The sequence below is a fragment of the Gracilibacillus sp. HCP3S3_G5_2 genome, assembly GCF_052063305.1.
In the GTDB taxonomy this organism is placed as follows: Bacteria; Bacillota; Bacilli; order Bacillales; family Amphibacillaceae; genus Gracilibacillus.
In genome coordinates this window covers 281,458-305,831 of sequence record NZ_JBQHXU010000002.1, presented here as the reverse complement: position 1 = coordinate 305,831, position 24,374 = coordinate 281,458, and the positions used below count along the sequence as shown (strand labels likewise).

The 24,374-nt window shown below is 36.3% G+C and carries 20 protein-coding genes and 1 other annotated feature; of the genes, 16 read left to right on the top strand and 4 right to left on the bottom strand.

The window, feature by feature from the left end:
• Positions 1–103: 103 nt before the first annotated feature.
• Together ACTNEP_RS03945 and ACTNEP_RS03940 are read left to right on the top strand one after the other, a co-directional pair.
• A complete protein-coding gene (locus ACTNEP_RS03945) occupies positions 104–385 on the top strand; it encodes a DUF2524 family protein (RefSeq protein WP_441160367.1) in 282 nt (93 codons plus the stop codon).
• 194 nt (positions 386–579) lie between these two features.
• A complete protein-coding gene (locus ACTNEP_RS03940; protein ID WP_441160365.1) occupies positions 580–2,292 on the top strand; it encodes a DNA-binding protein in 1,713 nt (570 codons plus the stop codon).
• Positions 2,293–2,731: 439 nt separating this feature from the next.
• Here the strand turns inward: ACTNEP_RS03940 and ACTNEP_RS03935 are convergent, their stop codons facing one another.
• A complete protein-coding gene (locus ACTNEP_RS03935; protein WP_441160363.1) occupies positions 2,732–3,967 on the bottom strand; it encodes an MFS transporter in 1,236 nt (411 codons plus the stop codon).
• A 268-nt stretch (positions 3,968–4,235) separates the two neighbouring features.
• On the opposite strand from ACTNEP_RS03935, the gene ACTNEP_RS03930 reads away from it, so the two are divergent.
• From ACTNEP_RS03930 to ACTNEP_RS03910, 5 genes are all read left to right on the top strand, one after another.
• Positions 4,236–4,868: a helix-turn-helix transcriptional regulator gene (locus ACTNEP_RS03930; protein ID WP_441160361.1), complete on the top strand. Its 633-nt coding sequence runs from the start codon at positions 4,236–4,238 to the stop codon at positions 4,866–4,868.
• A 20-nt stretch (positions 4,869–4,888) separates the two neighbouring features.
• Complete coding sequence (locus ACTNEP_RS03925) at positions 4,889–5,698, top strand: pyruvate, water dikinase regulatory protein (protein WP_441160360.1); 810 nt, start codon at positions 4,889–4,891, stop codon at positions 5,696–5,698.
• 489 nt (positions 5,699–6,187) lie between these two features.
• Positions 6,188–7,159 (top strand): 2-hydroxyacid dehydrogenase, encoded by a 972-nt coding sequence (locus ACTNEP_RS03920; protein WP_441160359.1) that lies wholly within the window; start codon positions 6,188–6,190, stop codon positions 7,157–7,159.
• Between the two features lie 11 nt (positions 7,160–7,170).
• Entirely contained in the window at positions 7,171–8,103 is a 933-nt protein-coding gene (locus ACTNEP_RS03915) for an aldo/keto reductase (RefSeq protein ID WP_441160593.1), read from the top strand.
• A 57-nt stretch (positions 8,104–8,160) separates the two neighbouring features.
• Positions 8,161–8,359 (top strand) — a binding site (T-box leader).
• Positions 8,360–8,712: 353 nt separating this feature from the next.
• Positions 8,713–8,940: a hypothetical protein gene (locus ACTNEP_RS03910; protein ID WP_441160357.1), complete on the top strand. Its 228-nt coding sequence runs from the start codon at positions 8,713–8,715 to the stop codon at positions 8,938–8,940.
• A 245-nt stretch (positions 8,941–9,185) separates the two neighbouring features.
• Here the strand turns inward: ACTNEP_RS03910 and nasC are convergent, their stop codons facing one another.
• A complete protein-coding gene (nasC, locus tag ACTNEP_RS03905) occupies positions 9,186–11,321 on the bottom strand; it encodes an assimilatory nitrate reductase catalytic subunit NasC (RefSeq protein ID WP_441160356.1) in 2,136 nt (711 codons plus the stop codon).
• An 88-nt stretch (positions 11,322–11,409) separates the two neighbouring features.
• Positions 11,410–13,734 (bottom strand): nitrite reductase large subunit NirB, encoded by a 2,325-nt coding sequence (gene nirB / locus ACTNEP_RS03900; protein WP_441160354.1) that lies wholly within the window; start codon positions 13,732–13,734, stop codon positions 11,410–11,412.
• A gap of 232 nt (positions 13,735–13,966) precedes the next feature.
• Between nirB (ACTNEP_RS03900) and nirB (ACTNEP_RS03895) the strand changes: the two genes are divergently transcribed.
• From nirB (ACTNEP_RS03895) to ACTNEP_RS03875, 5 genes are all read left to right on the top strand, one after another.
• Positions 13,967–16,366, top strand: coding sequence for a nitrite reductase large subunit NirB (gene nirB / locus ACTNEP_RS03895; RefSeq protein WP_441160353.1), 2,400 nt, complete (start codon positions 13,967–13,969; stop codon positions 16,364–16,366).
• Between the two features lie 17 nt (positions 16,367–16,383).
• Entirely contained in the window at positions 16,384–16,707 is a 324-nt protein-coding gene (nirD, locus tag ACTNEP_RS03890) for a nitrite reductase small subunit NirD (protein WP_441160352.1), read from the top strand.
• Between the two features lie 283 nt (positions 16,708–16,990).
• The gene (gene cobA / locus ACTNEP_RS03885) at positions 16,991–17,773 is read left to right on the top strand and encodes a uroporphyrinogen-III C-methyltransferase (protein ID WP_441160351.1); all 783 of its coding nucleotides are present in this window, start codon (positions 16,991–16,993) and stop codon (positions 17,771–17,773) included.
• Between the two features lie 12 nt (positions 17,774–17,785).
• Entirely contained in the window at positions 17,786–18,553 is a 768-nt protein-coding gene (locus ACTNEP_RS03880; RefSeq protein WP_441160350.1) for a sirohydrochlorin chelatase, read from the top strand.
• Positions 18,525–19,571 (top strand): anthranilate phosphoribosyltransferase, encoded by a 1,047-nt coding sequence (locus ACTNEP_RS03875; RefSeq protein ID WP_441160349.1) that lies wholly within the window; start codon positions 18,525–18,527, stop codon positions 19,569–19,571. The genes ACTNEP_RS03880 and ACTNEP_RS03875 overlap by 29 nt, the downstream gene beginning before the upstream one ends.
• A 7-nt stretch (positions 19,572–19,578) precedes the next feature.
• On the opposite strand, the gene ACTNEP_RS03870 is transcribed toward ACTNEP_RS03875, so the two are convergent.
• Complete coding sequence (locus ACTNEP_RS03870; RefSeq protein ID WP_441160348.1) at positions 19,579–20,190, bottom strand: precorrin-2 dehydrogenase/sirohydrochlorin ferrochelatase family protein; 612 nt, start codon at positions 20,188–20,190, stop codon at positions 19,579–19,581.
• 144 nt (positions 20,191–20,334) lie between these two features.
• On the opposite strand from ACTNEP_RS03870, the gene ACTNEP_RS03865 reads away from it, so the two are divergent.
• From ACTNEP_RS03865 to ACTNEP_RS03850, 4 genes are all read left to right on the top strand, one after another.
• A complete protein-coding gene (locus ACTNEP_RS03865) occupies positions 20,335–20,946 on the top strand; it encodes an alpha/beta hydrolase (RefSeq protein WP_441160347.1) in 612 nt (203 codons plus the stop codon).
• A gap of 175 nt (positions 20,947–21,121) precedes the next feature.
• Positions 21,122–21,529, top strand: coding sequence for a GntR family transcriptional regulator (locus ACTNEP_RS03860; protein WP_441160346.1), 408 nt, complete (start codon positions 21,122–21,124; stop codon positions 21,527–21,529).
• Complete coding sequence (locus tag ACTNEP_RS03855; protein ID WP_441160345.1) at positions 21,504–22,403, top strand: ABC transporter ATP-binding protein; 900 nt, start codon at positions 21,504–21,506, stop codon at positions 22,401–22,403. Before ACTNEP_RS03860 ends, ACTNEP_RS03855 begins: the two co-directional genes overlap by 26 nt.
• Positions 22,378–24,366, top strand: coding sequence for a DUF6449 domain-containing protein (locus tag ACTNEP_RS03850; RefSeq protein ID WP_441160344.1), 1,989 nt, complete (start codon positions 22,378–22,380; stop codon positions 24,364–24,366). Before ACTNEP_RS03855 ends, ACTNEP_RS03850 begins: the two co-directional genes overlap by 26 nt.
• The last annotated feature ends 8 nt before the right edge of the window (positions 24,367–24,374 follow it).

Below are 24,374 nucleotides of genomic sequence, written 5' to 3'. Positions count from 1 at the left end.
CTTGTAAACTAAATGGTCTTGATACTCCTGTATTTTAGCAAACATTGTTTGAAAAGTGTATGATATTTACTAATTGTCATACACTATTTTTGAGGTGATTGCGATGGCAACAAGAGATTCTATTGAAAATTTACTTATAGAAGGACAGCACATTATTCAACAAGCAGAAGAACAGTTGGATATGTCTAATCGAAATCAATTTTTGTTAAATGAAGATTATACAAACGCTCATTTAGAGTTAGAAAGACTATCACAAAGTATTGACAGGGTTATGGCAAGTGCCAATGCTCAACAACGTGAGCAACTTCACAGGTTCCAGTTAGTGGTGAATGAAAAGTTAAATGATATGATATTGGATCAGGTTGATATGACAAGATATGAATAAAAAAATATATAATGTTAGTTGAGGTACAATCATTTATGGATTTGTACCTTTTTTTGTTGGAGATCTAACATAATTGATAGGTAGCTTGGATAGCCTTTAGAAAAAAATTGGTCTGTTTATGGAGTAAAGAGAAGATTGGATGAAACTTTTCCTTCTTTGGTTCGTATAAAATAGTATCAGAGGGGGAATTAGAAATGATAGGTGTATTAATTGCAACGTTGATTGCAATGATTTTATATGTAGTAGGACTAATTATTACCGTAAGTTTGTCTTCAAGTAATACTTCACGGATAATGAAGCATGGTCTAATTATTTTCGTAATTGGGTATGTGATAACAGGTATCATTTTTTATTTTGGGATGCCGGCAATTACAGTACCCAACATGCTAATTGCTAATTTAATCATAGCAGTAGTGCTACTCCCATTATTGTTGTATGTCATTCAACCAGGAGAGAAAGTAGAAACCAAAGTGTTGAAACCAATTATCGTCTTTTTCAGTGCAGGATTAATTGGCGTGATTGTGGTGATTATCTTAGGCTTTACAACACTGGATCAAGCACATCAAAGCATTCCTGTTCAAGAAGAAGAAGAGGCAAAACCATTAACTAAAGACGAAACACCAATAACAGTTGCACCCGAATTTGCACGAAATAAAATCCAGAAAGCAATGAGTGTTGTACCGAATCCGCAATTTTATGATTTAGGGAAGCTTCAAGTACAAAAAGTGAGTGAAGAGATTGTTTACGTAGCACCTGTAGAATTTGCAGACTTTTGGAAGTTCCTTAGAGGAAAAGAGACTGCAGGCTATTTTACGATTTCCGCTACAAATGTAAATGCACAACCGGAATTTCATGAAGATGCGATGCAATATACCAATTCTAGTTATTTTAATAAATACGTTCAGCGTGTTATTTATGATAAATATCCACACTATATTCAAAGTGGTGAAGCACAGGTTGAAGTAGATGATGAAGGTAAGCCTTGGTATGTCCAAACCGTTTATCGTCCGATCCATGTAACAAATAAACCGAATTTAGAAGATGTAAAAGTGGTAGTTATTGATCCTCATTCTGGGAAGATGCAGATGTTTACTACCGATGAAGCGCCCGCATTTATTGAAGGATCGATCAGCTCTGAAATGGCCACGTTAGAAAATAATTATTTTGGAAAATATATTCACGGCTGGTTGAATAGTGTTTTTGGAAAAAGAGATGTGAAAATCCCTAATGAATCTGGATCGGAAGCAGGAGTAACTCCAATCTTTGATGATAATGGCGATATGTTCTACTTTACGGATATGACATCACCAAAAGAAAATATAGATTCAGCTTTAGGGTATACATTAGTTAATGCACGCAGTGGAGAACTTACCTATTATAGTGGTGAAAAGAATAATGGAATTATGGATAGTGAGGGTGCTAAACAAATTGTCAATAAAGAATTTCCTGAGAAAAAATGGGAAGGATATATGCCTGTCCTATACAATGTCGATGGAAACCCAACTTGGGTCGTTAACGTCTTAGATCCCAATGGTCTACACAAACAATATGCTTATATTAAGGCTAATGATTCTGACTTTGTTGTCTTTGGAGATACTGCTAATGAAACATTAGATGCTTACCGAATGGCTCTGTTACAAGATCCAGGCAATGTTGGGGCAACAGATAGCGCGATGACAGAGCAGGTAACAGGTGAAGTAGATCGCGTATTAGTCACGTCAACTGAGCAAGGTCAAGTCGTCCAATTCGTATTAACAAATGAGTCGACCATTTATACAGTAAACGCAAGTAAATCTCCATTAGCCATTTTCTTGGAAAAAGGTGATAATATTCATGCGGAGGCTCAAATATTAGACAATGGAACAGCAACTGTGGAAGAAATCACAATTGAAGGTTTAACTGAATAAACATAAAAGAGCCAAGGATAAAAGAATTTATCATTACAAAATTCCAAACGATTATTCGAGTCGACCTTGAAATCGTTTGGATTTTCTTATTTATTGGGAACAAACTACGCGCTAACTTATTTTTTTGAAAGTTGATATAAACGTAACCACCGCTTCGGCTTGCACACTTCGCTTTTACCCATAGGGCATAAGTCAACATCTGTTCAAGCAAGCTTTCACAGTGTATCCTATACCGAGGGGCGTGTCTTCAGCTAACTTTTCCAAGCGGTCTTTGATTGGAAAAGTTAGCTGAAGATAAAACCCCACGGAAAGGAAAGTGGGCAGCCAGAGCGTTGGTTAATAGATATATTTCCCAATCAATTTTTCAGTCTGTTGGCGAGATAAGTACTTCACTTCGCGATAAAAAAGAAGCTATTTCATTATGTAATCAGTCTCTGACTTATAAAACATTTCCTTCCTTCTTTAATCTTCGGTATATCTCCCATGTTGCCAATCCACAAAGAATAGCAGTCATAGCAATAAAGCCATAACCTGCTTGCATCCCAATTTTGTTACTCTCGGCAAATGTAGCACCAAATGAAAGATTAGTCACCCATTCGATTATATAGCCAATCATTAAGTTAGTCACTACACCACCGATCCCGATAAGAACAACTGTAAATGTAATGGCTGTATCCGTTCCTTTCGTGTATTTTCTAGCCAGTAAAGCCATCATCGTCGGGTAGATGGGTCCAATCCCAAAACCTGCAATTGCAAACAATATCGCGAGATGATCACCAGTAAATATAGGAATTAAACTAAATATACCTGCAAATAAAGAAAGAACAATAATCGATAGTGCATAACCGAATTTATCTGTTACCGGGCCAAGTAAAAGTCTGGCAAGCATAAAGGAAAAGAAGAATACGGATAACATTCCAGAGGCATCGGCGATCGACCATTCACTTACCCTCACTAAATAGTTAACAAGCCAAGCAGCAATTCCTAATTCAGCGGTAACTCCCATTGTTAAGGCAAATACAATTAGCCATGCGATAGGATCTTTTGTTAATTTCCTTATGGAGGTTCGATCTTCCTCATCCGTCCCTACCTCTTTAGGAAAACGACTTAGCATCACGGGGATAATTGGTAATAGTGATAACGAAAGCATGATTAGATACATGCCACGCCATCCTAAAATTGTAGAATGGATCTCCCATCCCATCATTTGAGCGGCAACTATTGGTGCGACCGTTGATCCAAGTCCGTAAAAGAAATGCGATAAATTAAGCATAGTTCCTGTATTTTTCGTAAACAATCGTGCAGCAATTATTGCTAGACTAATTTCAAGCATCCCATTTCCAATGTATAGTAAGAAATAGGCAATTACCAAAGAGGAGAAATTAGTAGAAAAATAGATACATATACCAGAAATGGCCATTAATACAAAGGTTAATATACTCGTGGTTTTGGCTCCGATTTTTGCAATAAGCCAAGACGTATACGTGCACGCAAGGAAAAAACCGAAAGCATTGATCGCCAATAAGACACCTAATGTCCCATCCGTTAAAGATAATTCTTGTTGCATTTCAGGTAATGCCGGTCCTTTAACATTTTCCGATATACCAAAAATTAAAAAACCACCGAAAATGACAAATAATAATACGTAATAATTTGCTTTTTTATTTAACTGCATATGTATAAATCCTCTCATGTAAGCGTTAAAATAAATCATACTATAAAACAATTAATTTGTAACCAATAGTGGATCCGTCATGCTATCTTTTTTTGTACATATGTCCCTAAAATAAAGTGACACGTGTCATTTATACAGTATTCGTTAGGAAAGAAGGGAGAAGAAGATTTTATTAATAGTACATTCACCATCTCCTTATTAAAAATATGTTATGATGATCCTATAATTATTACGTTTATTAGGGTGTTGGAAAAGCAGGAGGAAGATCATGATCGACTTTACGATGCGGCAAAAGGAAATTATGAATATATTAGCGAAGCATGAACCTATTACAGCAGAACAAATTGCAGAAATGCTTGGTGTGAGTAAAGGGACACTCCGCTCAGATTTAGCTGTTTTAGTGATGACAGGGCAAATTGAAGCAAAACCTAAAGTAGGCTACTTTTTAGCTAATAACGTAAATCAAGAGAATCAACAAGCTATTTGGAAACAAACGCTTGTCAAAGATATCCAAGGAGTTGCAGTTACCGTTCAGGGTACTACATCAGTGAACGATGCTGTTATCTCATTATTTTTAGAGGATGTTGGTTCGTTGATTGTTGTCGATGAGAATAATTACTTAGAAGGAATAGTATCCAGGAAGGATTTATTAAAAGTGACCTTAGGAAACCCTCAAGCAACAACAATGCCTGTACAATTAGTGATGACAAGGCAACCAAAGGTTTACTCGATTGAAGCAGATAAGAGTGTCTATGAAGCTGCCAAAATGATGATATACTACGAAGTGGATAGTTTACCAGTCGTGAAGGCCATCGACGATAGCCACAAAGTAAAAGTAATTGGTCGGATCACTAAAACGAATATTGTAAAAGCATTAATTGATTTGGGATCTGAAGCATAACATAAAAGGAGAGTTTTGAGATGGGAGAAAATCAGTCATTTGTATATGTATGTTCGGATGCAGTTGGCGAAACGGCAGAGGCAGTAGTTCGTGCGACCATTAGACAGTTTACCAGCAGCAATGTAGAGGTAAAGCGATACAGTCACATCCAAACAGAAGAGGAAATTGAATCAATTGTTCAAGAGGTAAGAGAAAACGATAGTTTTGTTGCTTATACGCTTGTTCAACCTGAGCTAAGAGCGAAAATACAACAAGAAGCTATTCGTTATGATATCCGAGCGGTGGATGTAATGGGGCCGATGATGCAAGCATATATCGACACCTTTAATGGTAACCCGAAACCAGAGCCTGGTCAGCGCCAGGTGTTAGATGAAGAATATTTTAAGAGAATAGAAGCTGTGGAATTTGCGGTGAAATACGATGATGGCAAGGATGTAAAAGGATTAATATTGGCTGATGTCGTATTGATTGGAGTTTCAAGAACTTCCAAAACACCATTAAGCATTTTTTTAGCGCATAAAGGAATTAAAACTGCCAATCTCCCTATTTTACCTGATATGGAAGCCCCGGAAGAATTATTCCAACCAGCAGATCGTATGATTGTCGGATTGACCATTAATCCCGGCCATCTATTAAAAATAAGGTCAGAACGTTTAAAAACATTAGGATTACCAGCGCAATCCAAATATGCTTCCATGGATCAAATTAAACGAGAATTAAAAACAGCAAGTGAGTTAATGAAAACACTTGATTGTCCAGTCATTAATGTCTCCGATAAATCAATTGAAGAAACAGCGGGTATCATCATGGAAATGCGATCAGAACGCTAGGAAAAGGTTACTCAGAGAAATTTTATTGAGCAAAATACATAAACTGCGAAATAACTTTCTTAAGATTTGCTGTCTTTCATTCTTTTGAGTTGAGTGTAAGTTCCACGCTCCGGAAAAATACTCCCTCCGTGGGCACGGCTTCAGCTAACTTGGTAAAGAAGAGCGCTTCACCAAGTGGATCTTCAGTTCGCGCCTTTCCCACAGGAGTGTCGCACTTTTCCGCAGCTCGTTGTAGTGTTCTGATTAAGTAACAGAAGTCCCAAAGATATAATTCCTGTATTTTTATTCTTTCAATAATTAACATTATAACTAGCGTAGGCCGAATACGTAGACTCCGGTGGGAATAGCATAATTCGAAGACCCAGCAGAAAAGCGATTTTTTGCCCTTTTTATTTTCACTGTAATACTACTTTGTTGCATGCGGATTTTTCGATTATTCAAATAGTTCGTGCTATTATAGGGTTAACTGGTAAATTAAAGGAGGTACCTATGCAAAAAAGAGTATTAGTCACCGAACCAATTCCCGAATCAGTAAAACAATATTTGCAGGAACATGTAGAATTGACAATATGGGATCGTGCAGAACAAATGCCCAGAGAGCAACTTATTAACACAATAGGTAATTTTCATGGATTGATAACAGCTAAAGACCGCATTGATGAGGAATTACTTCAACAAGCCGGTCAACTAGAAGTAGTGAGTAACATCTCGGTTGGTTATGACAATTTTGATGTCGATGCGTTAAAGCGTAATCAAGTAATTGCTACACATACGCCATACGTATTAGATGAAACGGTGGCAGACCTTATATTTGGATTGATCCTTAGCAGTGCAAGAAGAATTACTGAGTTAGATCAATATGTCAAGCAAGGAAAATGGGACAAAGCAGTGGATGAACCATTGTTTGGTCATAATGTACACCATAAGAAACTCGGAATCATTGGAATGGGCAGGATCGGTGAAAAGGTTGCCAGAAGAGCCAAATTAGGGTTTGAAATGGATGTTACCTATTACAATCGTTCGCGTAAGGAAAAGGTCGAAAAAGAACTAGGCGTTACATATCAGGATTTTGATTCTTTGCTAAAAGAATCTGATTTTATTTTATTGATGACACCATTAACGAAAGAAACTGTTCACTTAATAGATGGAGAAGCCTTTGACAAAATGAAAAACTCTTGCTTTTTTATCAATGCATCAAGAGGTAAAGTAGTGGATGAAGCAGCAATGATTCAATCTCTGCAAGATAAACAAATTGCCGGTGCAGGATTGGATGTATTTGAGCAAGAACCTATAGATCCAAAAAATCCACTATTGAAAATGGACAATGTTGTTACTTTACCACATATTGGGTCAGCAACTACAGAGACACGAGAAAAAATGAAATTATTCGCAGCAAAAAATATGTTACAAGGGTTAAGAGGTGAAAAACCTGAGGCCGTGATTAAAGAATTACAACAATAATTGGAGGGCTTATAGTGGCAAACGTTCAATTAGGGAAGACAGATTTATATGTCAATCCAATCGGTTTAGGAACAAATGCAGTTGGAGGACATAATTTATATCCTAATTTAAATGAAGAAACGGGAAAAGAGTTAATTCGTACGGCAATTGATGAAGGAATTAATTTCTTTGATACAGCATATATCTATGGTCCTGGTAGATCTGAAGAATTGATTGGACAAGTGTTAAAAGAAACTGGGAAAAGAAATGAGGTTGTTCTGGCAACAAAAGGTGCTCATCATCCTGTAGGCGATGAGATGGTTATGGATAATTCCCCCCATTTTTTAAAGCAGACAGTAGAAGAGAGCCTGAATCGATTGCAAACAGATTATATCGATCTATTCTATATTCATTTTCCTGATAAAAAAACGCCAAAAGACGAAGCCATTGGTGCATTGTATCAGTTAAAAGAGCAGGGGAAAATAAGATCGATAGGTGTATCCAATTTCTCTCTTGAACAGTTAAAAGAAGCGAATAAAGATGGATATGTCGATGTTTTTCAAGGGGAATATAACTTAATCAACCGTCAGGCAGAAAAAGAACTTTTTCCTTATTTGAAGGATCAAGAGATTTCATTTGTTCCCTATTTTCCACTTGCAGCAGGCTTATTAGCTGGAAAATATAAAAAAGGTGATCAGTTTAATGATTTGCGTAAAAACATGGACTTTTTTAAAGGAGAACGTTTTGAACGAGAACTGGATCGAATTGAAACAGTAAAACAGATTGCCGCAGATAAAAGTGTGGAAACAGCTCACTTAGTACTTGCTTGGTATTTGAAGAATCCATTAATTGACGCAATTATTCCGGGTGCTAAACGATCAAGTCAAGTGAAGGATAATTTGAAAACGTTAGATATCATGTTGACAGATGAAGAATACACTAAAATAGATCAAGTCTATCGCTAAAAGGTGACCTTGCTTTTTTTAGAAAAAACCTATAAAATATGATAAATTAACAATCAGATAGTTGCGTTGATTAAGCTTGGTAATTTGAATGAACTTTTAACAGAGAGGGAACAAGTGATGGAGAAGTTCCTAAAGATATTCAAATGAACCTGCCTATGAGCTATGTGTGTAAAAACACAGCCGTTTTAGCCGTTATTAATTTAAGTGTAAAGCTGTGCTTTAAATTAGGGTGGTACCAACGTAAATGGTCCCTAACTTTAAACACAGCTTTTTATTTCTGGAGAATACCACCAGGATGGAGGTTACTTTAGCTCGATGGTATACCGATGTTGTAACGAAAGCTAAGCTCATTGCTTATGTATCTGTTCACGGAAGTATGAGTATTACGCCCTATGAATATTAGGGAAAATATTAAACGTGAATTAGATAGAGAGAGCATTTGAAGAAAAAGAAATAATGGACTTCAGCATGTTAAAAGTGCGGTCCATCTACATATTTAATAAAATTCGAGAAAAAAATACTTTCATAATAGGGAAAATATTGTATGATAGTATTGACAAAGAAAAGTATAAAGATGAAAGATGTTTTTCGTGGTAATGAGGTGTAGATGTGGATATTATAGTAGAAGCTATGACTTTACCTGTAGATAATTTTTTAGGACTGCTGATATATGCCGTGATTTTTATGGTTGTTATAGGCCTTGTAGTTAGTCTGGCATTAAAGTTTATTCCTAACAATTTACCATATGCGGTGAAAAGTCAGATCGTTTTTATTGCAATTATTATTAGTTTAATAGTGTGGTGGCAACTGATTGTCAAGCCTGGTTTGAATCTATAAGAAAACAGAAAATGATCAATTTGGGCATAAATCTGTTCAATAAATAAGTGCTTACAATATAGAGAGAGTTAATAAGTTAAAAACTTTTACATTACTAGAAAAAATAAAATTGCCGACGTTCTTTAACAAAAAGGAACGTTGGCAATTTTCGGTTAGGAAAGATATAGCTATAATGTGCTGCTTGGCAATCTTTATTTTGTTTGTATGTGGGTTAGGGGACATACTATTGAAAGAATTGTTGTTAATCAATTCATAGGACTTAGTCTAACTACACTCATCTTAAAACCTGGCATTCGGCAATACGGATCTAGCTGATCTGACACAAGTAGATTAACATTTTGTTTTTCAGTCCAATGAAAAGGAACAAAAACGGTGTCTTTTCGAATAGCTGTTGATAATCTGGATCTAACAATAATCCAACCTTTTTCAGAGGTAACCCGAACGAGGGAGTCAGCTTCAATTCCGTATTTCTCTGCTGTTTGCGGGTGGATTTCTAAGAAAGCCTCAAAATCTCTGGCTGCCAATGATGGACTTTTCCTTGTTTGTTCACCAGTTAAATAGTGGCTCATTACCCTACCAGTAGTCAAATATAATGGATATTCATGTGTTATCGTAGGTTTGTTTTTAATACTTTGGAAGGGAATGACAGCCATTTTTGCTTTCCCGTTTTCATGGGCGAAAGAATCTTCAAACAATCGGTCAGTTCCTCCATGATCTGTAGAAGGACATGGCCAAAGAATTCCTTGTTCTTGGCGTAATCTCTGATAGGTAATACCAGAATAGTCAGCTTTCCCGCCTTTACTCGCTATCCGAAGCTCTTCAAAAATCTCCTCTGCACTATGAAAATGAAAATATTTCCCCTTGCCTAATCTTTTGGCAATATCACAGAGAATTTGCCAATCGTGTTTTGCTTCTCCTTGAATAGGATAACTAGCTTCTCGTAGCATTACTCGTCCCTCGACATTCGTTAAAGTGCCTTCGTCCTCTAAATAAGAAGTAGCTGGTAAGACTAGATCTGCGAGTTTTGCTGTTTCAGATATAAATAAATCAGCAACAACAAGGAATTTTAACTTTTGTAATGCTTTTTTGACGAGGTTGGCATTTGGATTGGAGACTATCGGATTGGAACACATGACAAACATACTGGTAATGTCACCGGCTAATATTTTTTCAAACATTTCATAAGCAGAAACACCCTTTTGTGGCAGTCTTTTTTCTTCAATTCCCCAAACATTTGCAATATATTGGCGATCCTTAGGATTTTCGATTAGACGGTAACCAGGAAGCTGATCAGCTTTTTGACCATGTTCTCTAGCTCCTTGACCATTTCCTTGTCCTGTAATGGCTCCGTATCCCGAATTAAGCTTCCCTATTTTACCGGTAGCTAGTAATAAATTTAAGAAGCTACGAACAGTTTCTGTACCATTGATTTGTTGTTCAATACCGCGAGCAGTAAAGATCATCCCTGATGATTCACGACCGAATACAAGTGCCATCTGATATAAATCGTCTAAGGAAACCCCTGTTGTATTGGAAACATCATCTAAATTGATCGTTTGGATGTACTCTCTTACTACTTCAAAATCTTCTGTTCGTTGTTCAATAAAATCATAATCAATCAAGTCTAAATCTATCAATATTTTTAACACACCATTAGCAATGGCGACATCCGTACCGGGTATATTTTTAATATGCAGATCTGCTAACTTAGTCGTGCTAGTTTCTCGGGGGTCAATCGCGATAATATAGGCACCATTTTCTTTTGCTTTTTCAAAATAAGGCATAATCGTTGGTTGGCATTCTGCGATATTGGTACCAGCTAATATTATACATCTCGTATTGGGTATTTCATGCAGTGTGTTAGTAAAACCTCTGTCAATGCCAAATGTCAGATTGGCTCCGGTTGCTGCAGAAGCCATACAAAGTCTACCATTATAGTCAATGTGTCTGGTTTCGAGGGCAACACGAGCAAACTTTCCTAATAAGTAGGCTTCTTCATTGGTAACAGAAGCACTCCCGTAAACAGATAATGCATGTTTTCCATCTGTATGTTGTATTTGTTCAAACTGTTCCTGAATCATTTGATATGCTTCATCCCAGGTGATAGGAACGAATTCACCATTAACTTGGCGCATAGGTTGTTTTAAGCGATCATGATGAAGGGCGTGTTGATGGGCGTTCATTCCCTTTACACATAGCCTTCCTTGTGAGGTAGGATTATCTTTACCGATTGTTTTTTGTTTCTTTCTTGATACGATTTTCTGTTCGATCAATTGCATCTTGCATTGCATACTGCAATATGGACATTGTGTATCATAAATTTTCTCGGATTGTACTTTCTGTTGTTTGTCTCGAAAATATTTGAGCATTAATTCAGTCATCATTTTCTTCCTTTCCTTCACAAAAACTTTGGCGAAATTCTTAGCTTAGCTTCTACCAACAAAAATGATTAACGGATCAATAATCTGCTTATAATTGGAGATGACGAATGATCGAATATTTGCGACTTGTTTGATCATTGTTTAAATCCGTCTTCAGCATTTGTTGAATTTCTTCGTTAAAGAGAACCTCTCGAATATGAACGATTCCAACTCTTTCTATCCATTGTGAGATCTTTTCATTATAATTTGCTGAACGTCGATAATATTGGATAAAAGAAAGGAATATATTTTGTGCTTCCTCTAGATTTACTGTCGCATATAAAATGCCTTGATTAGTGATTATCTCCCAGTTATTAGTTGTTTGTAGTAAAGCAAGATCAAAATAATGCTCCGATAGCTTCTTTTTACAACAAAATGCTTTCACTATAAGAGATGTAGGTAAGTTGATAAATTCTGTTTGTCGTTCTATTTTTTCTACCAATGAATGAAGTGCTCGCTTATTACTTACACAATTACAATCAGGTATTTGAACACTTCGGAGTAAGGAAGGATGATAACTATGTAATGTCATATTTAAGGCATTACATATTGCTATTAGTTCATTTTCCTGAATATCACTTATTTTAAGACGCTGATCACTAGTGATCGATATGTTACTAATATTAAAATCTATTAGAACATTACTAATACGTTTGAACTGTTCTGCTGTTATTTTTGCGCTATATAATTGTGGAATAATCGTAAATGTACCGTCCTTTTCGCGAAAAGCATTCGTTTTGTGATCTAAATAAAAGAAATCTTGTTGTGCAAAATGTTCTGGATGAATCATCTCCAAATAATATTGGAGAGCAGGTTTACATTTAGAGCATCCAGATGAATTATTCCATTTCAATGCTTCCATTATCATCTCAATCGATGTTAATTTTTCCTGTTGAATAGAACGGATAACTTCATCTTCCGTTAACAAAGTACATGAGCAGAAACGATTATCTTTCACTGTTTCATGAAAATAACTACTATGAATATAGTCTAACAATTCTTGTACAATAGGTTTGCAACCCCCACAACTACTAGAAGCTTTTGTATGCTCTTTTACATCCTTTACTGTACGTAGATTTTTCTCCAGTACATTTTCTATAATGCAAGATTTTGTAACACTGTTACAGGTACATATGTGTTCATTTCTTGGAAGGGTAGCTGCATATGATTCTTCTATTTTGACTGCTTGTAATAATTCTGCTTTCCGTTGATCTGGAATGAATTTTTGTTTTTTAATGATGTCTAATAGGTTGCCGCTTAAAGAGATGTCCCCATATAGTACTGCACCGATTGCTTTGTCATCTTTAAATAAAACTTTTTTATAGGATTCACCAATTTCATCATAGGAGTAAATTGCTTTGGTTTGATTATCTTCTTCCGTTTTACCAACAGAGAAGAGGTTAATTCCTGAAATTTTCAGTTGGGTATATAAAGTTGACCCAGTATAACTGGAATCTTGATTTGCTAACCTTTTACCTAGCACTTCTGCCTGTTCGTATAAAGGCTTTACTAGTCCATATACTCTTCCGTTATGCTCCGCACATTCCCCAACGGCATATATATTAGGCACACTTGTTTCCATGTGATCATTCACCACAATACCTCGATTAACCTCAATTCCTGACTCTTGTGCTAGTACTGTATTTGGCTTGATCCCAACTGCCATTATTACGAGATCTGCGTCAATGGATGTACCATCTTTAAAACGTAAACCTTCAACAGTTTTGTCTCCATAAATTTCTGATGTTTCTTTTTCTAAGTAGAAGTTCATTCCCTGTCGTTCCAGCTCTTTTTTTAATAAATACGCTGCTTTAGCGTCTAATTGCTGGTTTAAAAGACGATTTCCAAGGTGAATGACATTCACATCCATACCTAAATTAAGTAACCCTCGTGCTGCTTCCAGCCCAAGCAAGCCACCACCGATTACAGCTGCTTTTTTATAATGTTTTGCAGCTTCGATCATTTTTTTACAATCGTCAATTGTTCTAAAGGTCATCACGCCTTCTTTATCGACACCAGGGAGCGGTAAAATAAACGGATTAGATCCAGTAGCAATAATAAGCCGGTCATAACGCACCGTTCTAGATTTATCTGTTGAAATAGTCTGTTTTTGGCCATTTATTTCTATGACCGTTTCATTCGGATATAAAGTAATATGATTATCTTCATACCATTTCCAATCATTAATTAAAATATCATCAAACGTAACATCACCTTGTAAAACTGATGACAACATTATACGACTGTAGTTGGTATAAGGTTCTGAACCGAAAATTGTTATTTTATATAATTGATTATTTGCTTTTAACAAAGATTCAATGGTCTTTATTCCAGCCATTCCGTTTCCAATCATAACGAGGTGCTGTTTTTTCATTTAATGAGATCCTCCCAACTCGAAACTAGATCACCTAGCATCAAATGAAGAATATCATGCGGTTTCTTCGATTTCCTTTTCTCTGTCAGAAAATATAACGCTCTTTTTCCGGAAAATATTTTCATTTTCAGAAAAAACATGTAAGAAAAGTTAACAACTAATTAGAATCTTCTAAAGCACCCGTGTACGATGTATTTAAGTTAAATTTCCAAACTAATTGGGGGATGCAAAAATGGAGAAGAAAAAGTTGGTATTAATTGGGAATGGGATGGCAGGTATCCGAGCGATTGAGGAAATTTTAAAATTGTTACCTGATCAGTTTACTATAACTGTATTCGGTAAAGAGCCATATCCAAATTATAACCGTATTCAATTATCGAAAGTGTTACAAGGGGATACCGAAATTAAAGATATTACCTTGAATGAATGGCAATGGTATGAAGATAATGATATTCTGCTTTATCCAGGAGAAACAGTTACAAAAATTGATAAAGATAATCAAATAGTTTATACCGATAAAGGGAAAGAAACCCCTTATGATAAATTGATAATTGCTACTGGTTCAAATCCATTTATGCTACCGCTTCCTGGTGCAGACAAAGAAGGAGTAACAGCATTTCGTGATATAGAAGATTGTGAGAAAATGATAGATGCCTCAAAAAACTACAAAAGAGCAGCTGTAATCGGTGGTGGTTTACTAGGTTTGGAGGCTGCACGAGGTTTGTTAAATTTAGGTATGGAAGTAGATGTTATCCATATTTCTGACTATTTAATGGAACGACAGTTAGATCGTGCGGCTGGTGAACTATTACAGAAGGAATTAGAAGCACAAGGGATGAATTTTTATCTTGAAAAGCAAACAGCTGAAATTACAGGTAAAAAACGTGTAACTGGCTTGAAATTTAAAGATGGTGGTGCCATTCCTGCTGACTTAGTAGTGATGGCAGTTGGGATCAGGCCAAACGTTGCACTTGCACAGGAGTCAGGAATTGAGGTTAATCGAGGTATTGTGGTGAATGATCATATGGAAACAAGTGTGCCAAATATATATGCCGTTGGAGAATGTGCGGAGCATAACGGAATGGTGTATGGTCTTGTTGCTCCTTTATATGAACAGGGCCAAGCATTGGCGAAACAAATTTGTGGTATGAATCATCAAGGATATAAAGGCTCCGTTTTATCTACACAGTTAAAAGTTTCTGGTGTCGATGTGTTCTCCTCAGGAGTGATTAATGAATCAACTGAGACAAAAGCGATTAAAGTTTTTGATGAATGGCAAAACACCTATAAGAAAATCGTCGTACAAGATGATACAGTAATAGGTGCTGTCTTGTTCGGGGATACAAAAGAAGGAACGAAATTAAAGAGTTTAATAACGAAAGGAGCAAATATAGAAGAGTATTTAGAAACTCAGCAAGGTACGGATGACGGAGAAAGTCTTGTTGCTTCATTAAGTGATGAAGAAATTATATGTGGTTGTAATGGTGTATCAAAAGGTGAAATTGTCCAAGCAATTAAACAAGATGGATTAACTTCCATTGAAGAGGTGAAAGGTGCAACAAATGCTTCGCGTTCGTGTGGAACGTGTAAGAATCTAGTATCCGAATTATTAACAGATACATTAGGTGATGAATATGAAATAGATACAAAAGAAACTATTTGTGCTTGTACAGATCTTTCTCGTGATGAAGTGGTGGCAAACATTAAAGAAAAAGGGTTGACACATACTAAAGAAGTAATGAACGTATTAGAGTGGAAAACAGAAGAGGGTTGCTCTAAATGTAAACCTGCTCTTAACTACTACTTAGGTATGATTTATCCGAAAGAACACGAGGATGAGCGAGAATCACGCTTTGTTAATGAACGTTTACATGCAAATATTCAGAAAGATGGTACTTATTCTGTGGTACCAAGAATGTATGGCGGTGTCACAAATGCAGAAGACTTACGTACGATTGCAGATGTGGCAGAGAAATATGAAGTTGGTATGATCAAATTAACAGGTGGTCAACGCATTGACTTATTAGGAGTGAAAAAAGAAGATTTACCGAATGTTTGGAAAGACTTAGGTATGCCATCAGGATATGCATACGGTAAATCAGTACGTACCGTTAAAACTTGTGTTGGTGCTGAGTTTTGCCGATTTGGAACGCAGGATTCTACAGGGATGGGAATTCAATTAGAGAAAAAATTTGAAGGATTAAACACACCACATAAAGTGAAAATGGGAGTATCTGCCTGCCCACGTAACTGTGCGGAAGGTGGAATTAAAGATGTAGGGGTTGTTGGGTTAGATGGTGTATGGGAAGTATATGTTGGAGGTAACGGTGGTACTGAATTGCGTAAAGCTGATTTACTCGTAAAAGTGAAAACACAAGAGGAAGTACTAGAGTATACGGCAGCATTTTTACAATATTATCGTGAGAATGCTAGTTACTTGGAAAGGACCTCGCATTATGTGGAACGAGTCGGTATTGAGCATATCCAAGAGGTTGTAAACAATGACCAGTTGCGAAAAGAACTAAATGAACGGATGGATGAAGCGCTTGGTGTTTATAAAGAGCCTTGGAGTGAGGTGCTGGAAAGTGAAACTACACTGAAAGACTTATATCAAAAAGTGACGGCAAAATAATGGATGGGGGAAGCAAAATGGAACAAACAGTAAGGAAAGTACTAATCGGAAATTACCAAGATTTACCTGTGAGTTTAGGAAAAGCTGTTGTTGTACGCGATAAAGAAATTGCTGTATTTCGCTTATCCAATGGAAAAGTAAAAGCAATTGAAAATAAATGCCCCCACCGTGGCGGGGTACTTTCCGAAGGAATGGTAAGTGGTGAGCATGTCTTCTGTCCGTTACATGACTGGAAGATCAATGTAACAGACGGATTAGTGCAAGCGCCAGATGAAGGCTGTGTACAGACCTACAAAACTACTATTGAAGATAATCAAGTATATGTAGAAATTCCTGAATAATACCTTACGGAAAAGCCATGTACAAATACATGGCTTTTCTAATAAATTAATAATTGTACAAAACAAATAGCTAGCAACTGTGAAATAACTTTCATAAGCTTTTACTTTCTTCCGTTCTTTTGGAGTTGAGTGTAAGTTCAACGCTGCGGAAGGCGAAGTGTTTTGCCGAAGCGCTATTCCAGTTATCTCATAGAATAAATGAAAAGAAGTCAATAGTTTTGCAGTAGTTATCTACTAACTAATGAACATTAGGCTAGCAATTATAATATCGGAGGGAAAACAAATGGGGAAGGTATACTTGGTTGGGGCAGGTCCGGGAGACCCAGACTTGATTACGGTGAAAGCATTAAAAGTTATCCAGCAAGCAGACGTTATTTTATATGACCGACTCGTTAACCAGGAATTATTAAATGAAGCGAAACCAGAAGCAGATCTTATCTATTGTGGGAAATTACCTAAATTACATTTTATGAAGCAGGAAACAATTAATCATTTACTCATCAAATATGGAAAAAAGAAGCAAATTGTAGTACGCTTAAAAGGAGGCGACCCCTTCGTATTTGGCCGAGGTGCTGAGGAAGCAGAAGCTCTGGTGAGAAATGGTATACTTTATGAAGTGATACCAGGTATTACTTCAGGAATTGCAGCACCTGCATATGCAGATATTCCGATTACTCATCGAGAATTAGGTCGTTCTTTTGCAGTGGTAACAGGTCATTGTAAAAATGGTGAACCATCTGATATACAATGGGATTATTTAGCTAAATCGGTAGATACGTTAGCCATATATATGGGAATGAGTAATCTTGCTTTTCTTACCGAAAAATTAATTAATGCTGGAAAATCATCGCAAACACCGATTGCAATCATTCAAGAGGCGACTACCGCTAATCAACAGGTCGTTGCAGGGACATTACAGAATATTGTAGCGCTTGTAGAGCAGTATCAAGTGCAAAATCCAGCGATGATTATTATAGGAGAAGTAGTGAAAGTAAGGGAAAAACTACAATACTTAAAAGATAGAATGCAAGAGCAAGAGACTATTTCTGCTTTAGAAGTATTTTAGGAGTGAAGAATAATGGAAGCCGTCGTCTATATTTGCCATGGAAGTAGGCTGGAAGAATCCAAATTAGAGTCTTTCGCACTAATCAATCAAGTAAAAAAGAATGTTCCGATAACCATTCAGGAGACTTGTTTTTTGGAATTACAAGATCCTAATTTAGCCACAACCGTTCATAAAGTAGTTGAAAAAGGTGCGACCAAGGTATACATTATGCCGGTCCTTTTACTGACAGCAGGCCATGCAAAAAAGGATATTCCTGACATGATCGAAAAAGAAAAGAATAAACACCCAGGGGTAGAGTTTGTTTATGGACGTGCAATTGAAGTAGATAAAAAAATGATCAATATTTTAACAGATCGAATAAAAGCATGTACGAACAATCTGGAAGGGATCGATTTATTACTTGTAGGTCGAGGAAGCAGTGATATTTCAGCAGTCAATGATACGGAAAGAATTGTCAGTATGTTACGAACTCATTTTCCTGATAATACTGTAGAAAAATGTTTTTTAGCAGCTAGTAAACCAAAATTCGAACCTTTTTTACTGGAAAAAGTGAAGCAAGGTAAGTCTGTTCTAGTCCTGCCATATCTGCTTTTTACCGGATTACTAGATAAGGGGATGAAAGAGTATATTGGCTCGATAGAGTTAAGAGAAGGTCAAAGAATATTACTTGCCGAATATTTAGGACATCATCCGAATGTAGTGGAGGTATTGACGGAAAGAGTGGAAGAAGCCAGAGAGGGAGCGAATCGAAATGCAACAATGGCTGAAAGAAGTAGCTAGAGGAAAAAAAGGTGCAAAGGATTTAAATTATCAACAGACACTGGAGGTTGCCGAAAGCATTTTTTCCCAAAAAGCTACAACTGCACAAATTGCTGCTTATTTGGTTGCTGAAAGAATAAAAACGGAGACGCCTGACGAGTTGTTGGCATTTATTCATAGTTTACAAAGATATACAGACCAACTAGATTTATCAGAAGAAATCAGAGCAAAGACAATAGACTTTGCCGGACCTTATAATGGTCGGAATTCCTTTGCAGCAACCATTCCTGTTTCTTTATTATTAGCAGATTACGGTATACCGGTATTTCTTTCAGCAAGTGACACGTTACCACCAAAATATGGAACATCTTTAAAAACAATTTTTGCGGAATTAGGAGTGGTGGTGGATAACGAACGTGAACAAGTAGCCAAAACATTGGTGGATAGCAATATAGCTTTTGTCGATACAGAACAATACAGTCCTCCACTCGCTATGTTACGAATGATTCGTGAGGAGATTGGCGTTCGAACATTATTCAACACAGTAGAGAAGCTAATTAATATTTCACAAGCAAAGAATGTAATGTTAGGAGCATTTCATCGGACGGCCATTAACAAGCTAGAAGGCGTCTTTAGCCATTTGGATTACCATCATGTATATATTGTTCAAGGCATGGAAGGTTCTGAAGATGTACCAGTACATCGTAATAGCTTTGTGTTTGACTGGACGCCTGAAGGATTACATTCTTTTATCGTCAAACCGAAAGAATATAGGTTAGAAGTTAAAGAATTTGATAAGTCTATTAAATTGTCTGCTAATGAACAAGCAGCTATTATTCATTCTATTTTTTCCGGTGAAGCAAAACAGGAACACCAGTATTATTATTATCAAATCTTATTAAATGCTGGCTTACGCTATTATTTATTTAAGGTTACCGATTCGATTGAGGAGGGGATTGAGATAGCAACAGAACAAATAAAAACTGGTCGTGCAATGCGGAAGTTACAAGAATTCCAAAAAGCCAAGGATGAGAGGTAAATATCGCTCACCCTTGGCTTTTTACTTTTTCAAACCAAGCTAGCTGTTCTTTTCGGGAATAGAGCGGATTTTCTACAATTTCATGTAATAATTCATTTCTGGTGGTAGCAGAGAGGTTTAACTGTTTAATTAATTGTCTAGCTTCGAACAAAAAGTCGATATATTGTTCATAATGATTTGGTAGCTCTTTTTCGATAGATTTTTTTAACTTTTTAGCTAAAATTGGACTTGCTCCGCCAGTAGAGATAGCGATCTGTAATTTTCCCTTCTGAATGGTAATAGGGAAGTGAATATTACCAGCTTCAGCTTGATGTGCGGCATTTATCCAGGCAGATGATGGAGCATTCTTCCTTACATATTCATTTGTGATAGAGTCATTTGTCGCAATTATAATGAGATCTGCCGCCTGAAAGTGATCAAGGTGACATTTTGTCTGGATCCACTTGATGTTATGTAGCTGGATAAGTTGATGTAGTGACTCTGTTAAGCTGGGACTAACAATTGTGGTGTTGTCCTTAAATGGAAGCAAGCGCAGAACCCTTCGTTCAGCTACTTTTCCGCCTCCAATTATCACGATTTGTTTGTTTTGTAAATTTAAAAAAAAAGGTAAATAGGTCATTGATTCCACTCCTAATCTTTATTGTAGTATTCAAACAGTGTCAAGGCAAGCTAATTGACAGAAGAACCCTTCATTACTTAAACTGAATATAATTTAATTAGCTAAACATATTTTGAAGCTGAGATAATGGGGAAGGATGGTAAAATGAAACATATTTTTAAGAAAGGCAAAAGCTTACAAGGGCCTACTTTGCTTCTGTTGCATGGTACAGGGGGAACGGAAACGGATTTGCTACCATTAGCAAATATTATCGATTTAGATGCAAACATTTTAAGTGTACGTGGAAATGTCTCAGAAAATGGAATGTCACGATTTTTCAAACGATTAGCAGAAGGAGTATTTGACGAAGAGGACCTGATATTACGTACGAAAGAGCTTCATGAATTTTTAGATGAGGCAGCGGAGGAATATGGCTTTGATCGTAATTATGTAATTGCAGTCGGGTATTCTAATGGAGCTAATATTGCAGGCAGTTTATTATTCCATTATCAAGATGCGTTAAGTGCTGCTGTGCTACACCATCCAATGGTTCCTAGAAGAGGTATCGAACTTCCTGACCTTGCAGGAGTAAAAGTATTAATAACAGCTGGTCGGAATGACCCATTATGTACAGAGCAGGAGTCTATAGAGTTAGAAGAAATTTTAAAAGAAAATGGTGCTGATGTGGAGGTTCACTGGGAAAACAATGGTCATCAATTAACCCAGACTGAAGCAGAAGCAGCAAAAGAGTGGTATCAAAATAAACTATCTAATTAAAGAAGCTATGTATCTCAACAAAGAGATACATAGCTTTTTTAAATTAAATAGTTGGGAAAATTGGAATAAATTCCTCTTGCATTTTCACATTTTAAGTATATAATATAACTGTACTAAATATATTAATACAGTTAATACAATTAATACAGTTCATACACTAGAAAGGGAGGTTGTTATGTTTGAGTTGGATTTACGTAGTAGAAAGCCTATTTATGAGCAGTTAGTAGATCGACTGAAGCAGTTGATCATTAATAATGTATTGGAAAAAGACGAGCAGTTACCCTCTGTACGTGTACTTGCTCAGCAACTGTCGATTAATCCAAACACGATCCAAAAGGCGTATCGTGAGTTAGAGGCACAGGGATATATATATTCGGTGAAAGGGAAGGGAAGTTTCGTGAATCATGTTATGACGACCGATAATTCAGTTGAAAAGAAAAAGGTAATTGAACATCTGAGAAAGCAAATAGCAGAGGCATTGTTTTTAGGTGTAACCGTTGAAGAGTTAGAGAAATTGATGAGAGAAGTAGAACAATCTGTAACAAGGGGGGATGACGATGATTCAAGTTCAAAACATAGTTAAAAAATTTGAAAAAGAAGTGGTACTTCATGATGTAAGCCTAAAAATACAAAAAGGCTCTATTTACGGTCTACTAGGATCGAATGGTGCGGGTAAAACAACTTTGTTGAAGACTATTGCAGGTATCATTAAGCAAAATGAAGGAGCGGTAGAGCTAGAAAGGAAACCGATATTCGAAAATGTAGAATTAAAGGAAAGAATGATATTCATTCCCGATGCGTTGTTCTTTTTCTCTCATTATACAGTGAAACAAATGGCTAACTTCTATATGGATATCTATCCAAAGTGGAATCAAGAACGATTTCAGCAAATGCAGCATTTATTAGACTTAGATGCCGATCGCAAAATCCAACGTTTTTCAAAAGGAATGCAGCGTCAAGTCGCATTCTGGCTTTCGTTATGTGCAATGCCTGATTATCTTATTCTTGATGAACCGTTTGATGGCCTAGATCCTGTTATTCGCCGTAAAATTAAATCTTGGATCATTCAAGATGTTGCAGAACGGGAAATGACGGTACTAGTTTCCTCTCATAATTTAAAAGAAGTAGAAGATATTTGCGATGCAGTCGGGATTCTTCATCGAGGAAAATTGTTGTTAGAAAAAGACCTGGATGAGCTCAAATCTGATATTCATAAAGTACAGCTTGCTTTTAAACAAGAAGTAAATCCAACACAATTTGAAGGGCTAAATATACTTCATGAAGAAAAGCGCGGCAGTGTATATCTCTGTATTATCCGTGGTGATTATAAGCAAGTAGAAGCGGTTATCGAACAATATAATCCAGTTGTGTTTGATATTTTACCTTTAACCTTGGAGGAAATATTCGTTTATGAAATGGAGGGTGTAGGCTATGCCATCGAAAACATCTTACTTTAAAAAAGAATTATGGAAGCAAGCTTTCCGATCTTTCGGTTGGATTGGAATAGGCTATTTTCTCGCCCTTCTTTTCCTATTACCATTAAAAGTTATTATGGTGAAAACGAGAAATGATCCGGGTGATGTAAACCATTATCAAGAGTATGTAGATGGTCTCTTTCATATAAATGGTCCAGTACAAAGTATACTTATTTTAATTGTTCCTGTTTTAGCGGCTATGTATGCCTGTCGTTATATGCATATGAAAGGCTCCACAGATTTTATCCACAGTCTACCATTAAAACGGTCACAATTGTTTTTTCATCAATTTACAGTAGGTTACTTGATGATTTTGATTCCTGTACTTCTTACTAGTTTTATTCTTTTTGTCATGTATGGATTAATCAATGTGGATTTTATGTATCAACATGAGGATATTTGGAAATGGTTCTATGATACCTTAACATTTACAACTTTTATCTATTCACTTACGTTCCTTATTGGTATGTTTACCGGTATTTCAGTTGTCCAAGGTGCTTTAAGTTATATTATTCTTATTTTCCCTTACGGTATCTCTTTATTAGTGATGGAAAATTTAAGAATGCTGCTAGTTGGATTTAGTCCTGATTCGATCGTAATGTCTTATTTTTTACATGTATCACCAATTTATTGGATTTTTGAATTATCCACGCAAAGTAATCTAGAAATCGTCACTTGGTATTACTGGTTGCTTTCCATTGCTTTAATAGGTATTTCGTTAGTACTTTATCAGGCACGTCATATGGAATCAGCAAATCAAACCATTACATTTCCGGTAATAAAGCCAATTTTTAAATTTGGCGTAACCTTTTGTTTTATGTTGCTAGGTGGCACCTACTTTGGTCTTGCACAAGGATTATATGTAGGTTGGATTGTCTTTGGTTATATATGTGGTGCATTGCTTGGCTATTTGTTAGCAGAAATGCTCCTGCAAAAAACTTGGCGGGTGTTTGATCAGTGGAAAGGTTTTATGATCTATATTGGCATTTCTTTGTTTTTAATAGTATCGGTAATTTTCGATTGGTACGGCTTTGAAACCAAGGTTCCTAGTAAGGATGAAGTGGAAGGAATCTATTTTGCCAATGAAAATTTTCTTTATGATAGTGTCTATTATGATTCAGATGGAAACAGAATAAGTAAGCAAAATATTACTGATTCAGAATTAATACAAGATGTGCTTGATCTCCATAATTTTATTATTGCAAATGATCATATAGGGCAAAATAGATACCACCAATACACTGATGAATCAACGACTATTGATATTAGCTATCATTTGGACAACGGGAATAAACTGACACGGGAATATTTTATCCCGTCAATAGAAGAAATAGCGCATTATTTAAAGCCAATAATGGAATCAGAAGATTATAAACGATCAAGTTTATTTTGGTTGTATGACAAAAATAGTCAGATAAATTCAGTAGCCGTATCTGGTTATAATAGCAGGCAGCAAGTTACCGATCAGCAAACAATTACCAAAATCATGGATGCATTTAAGCAAGATTTCTTAGATGCTACTTATGTAGAAATGATTCAGAGTGGTAATCGCGAAATGAAAGCTCTTGAGTTTGGGCTTGGACCAGACAATTTTTATTACGTGCCTTTATTAGATAGTTATACAAGGGTATTGGATGTTTTAGAAGAAGAAGAATTAGATCGGGGACTTACAATTAATTCAGATGATGTAAGCAGGATTGCCATAACTCGATCCCTTGAGAATGAAGCTGTGTTTTATGAACTGTCTTATATGGAAGATATTGATCTGAACGAATGGATGATTGTGAATGATAGAGAGCAAATAGAAGAATTAGTTAATCTTAACAGTGATTCAGAAGGTAGTTGGGAAATTGGTTTTTATGGACCAACTAATGATTATTTTATTGATGCTTATCAAGTGCGTGAGGATCAGTTACCAAGTTATATTACAGAGTATTTTGAATAAGAGGGGGA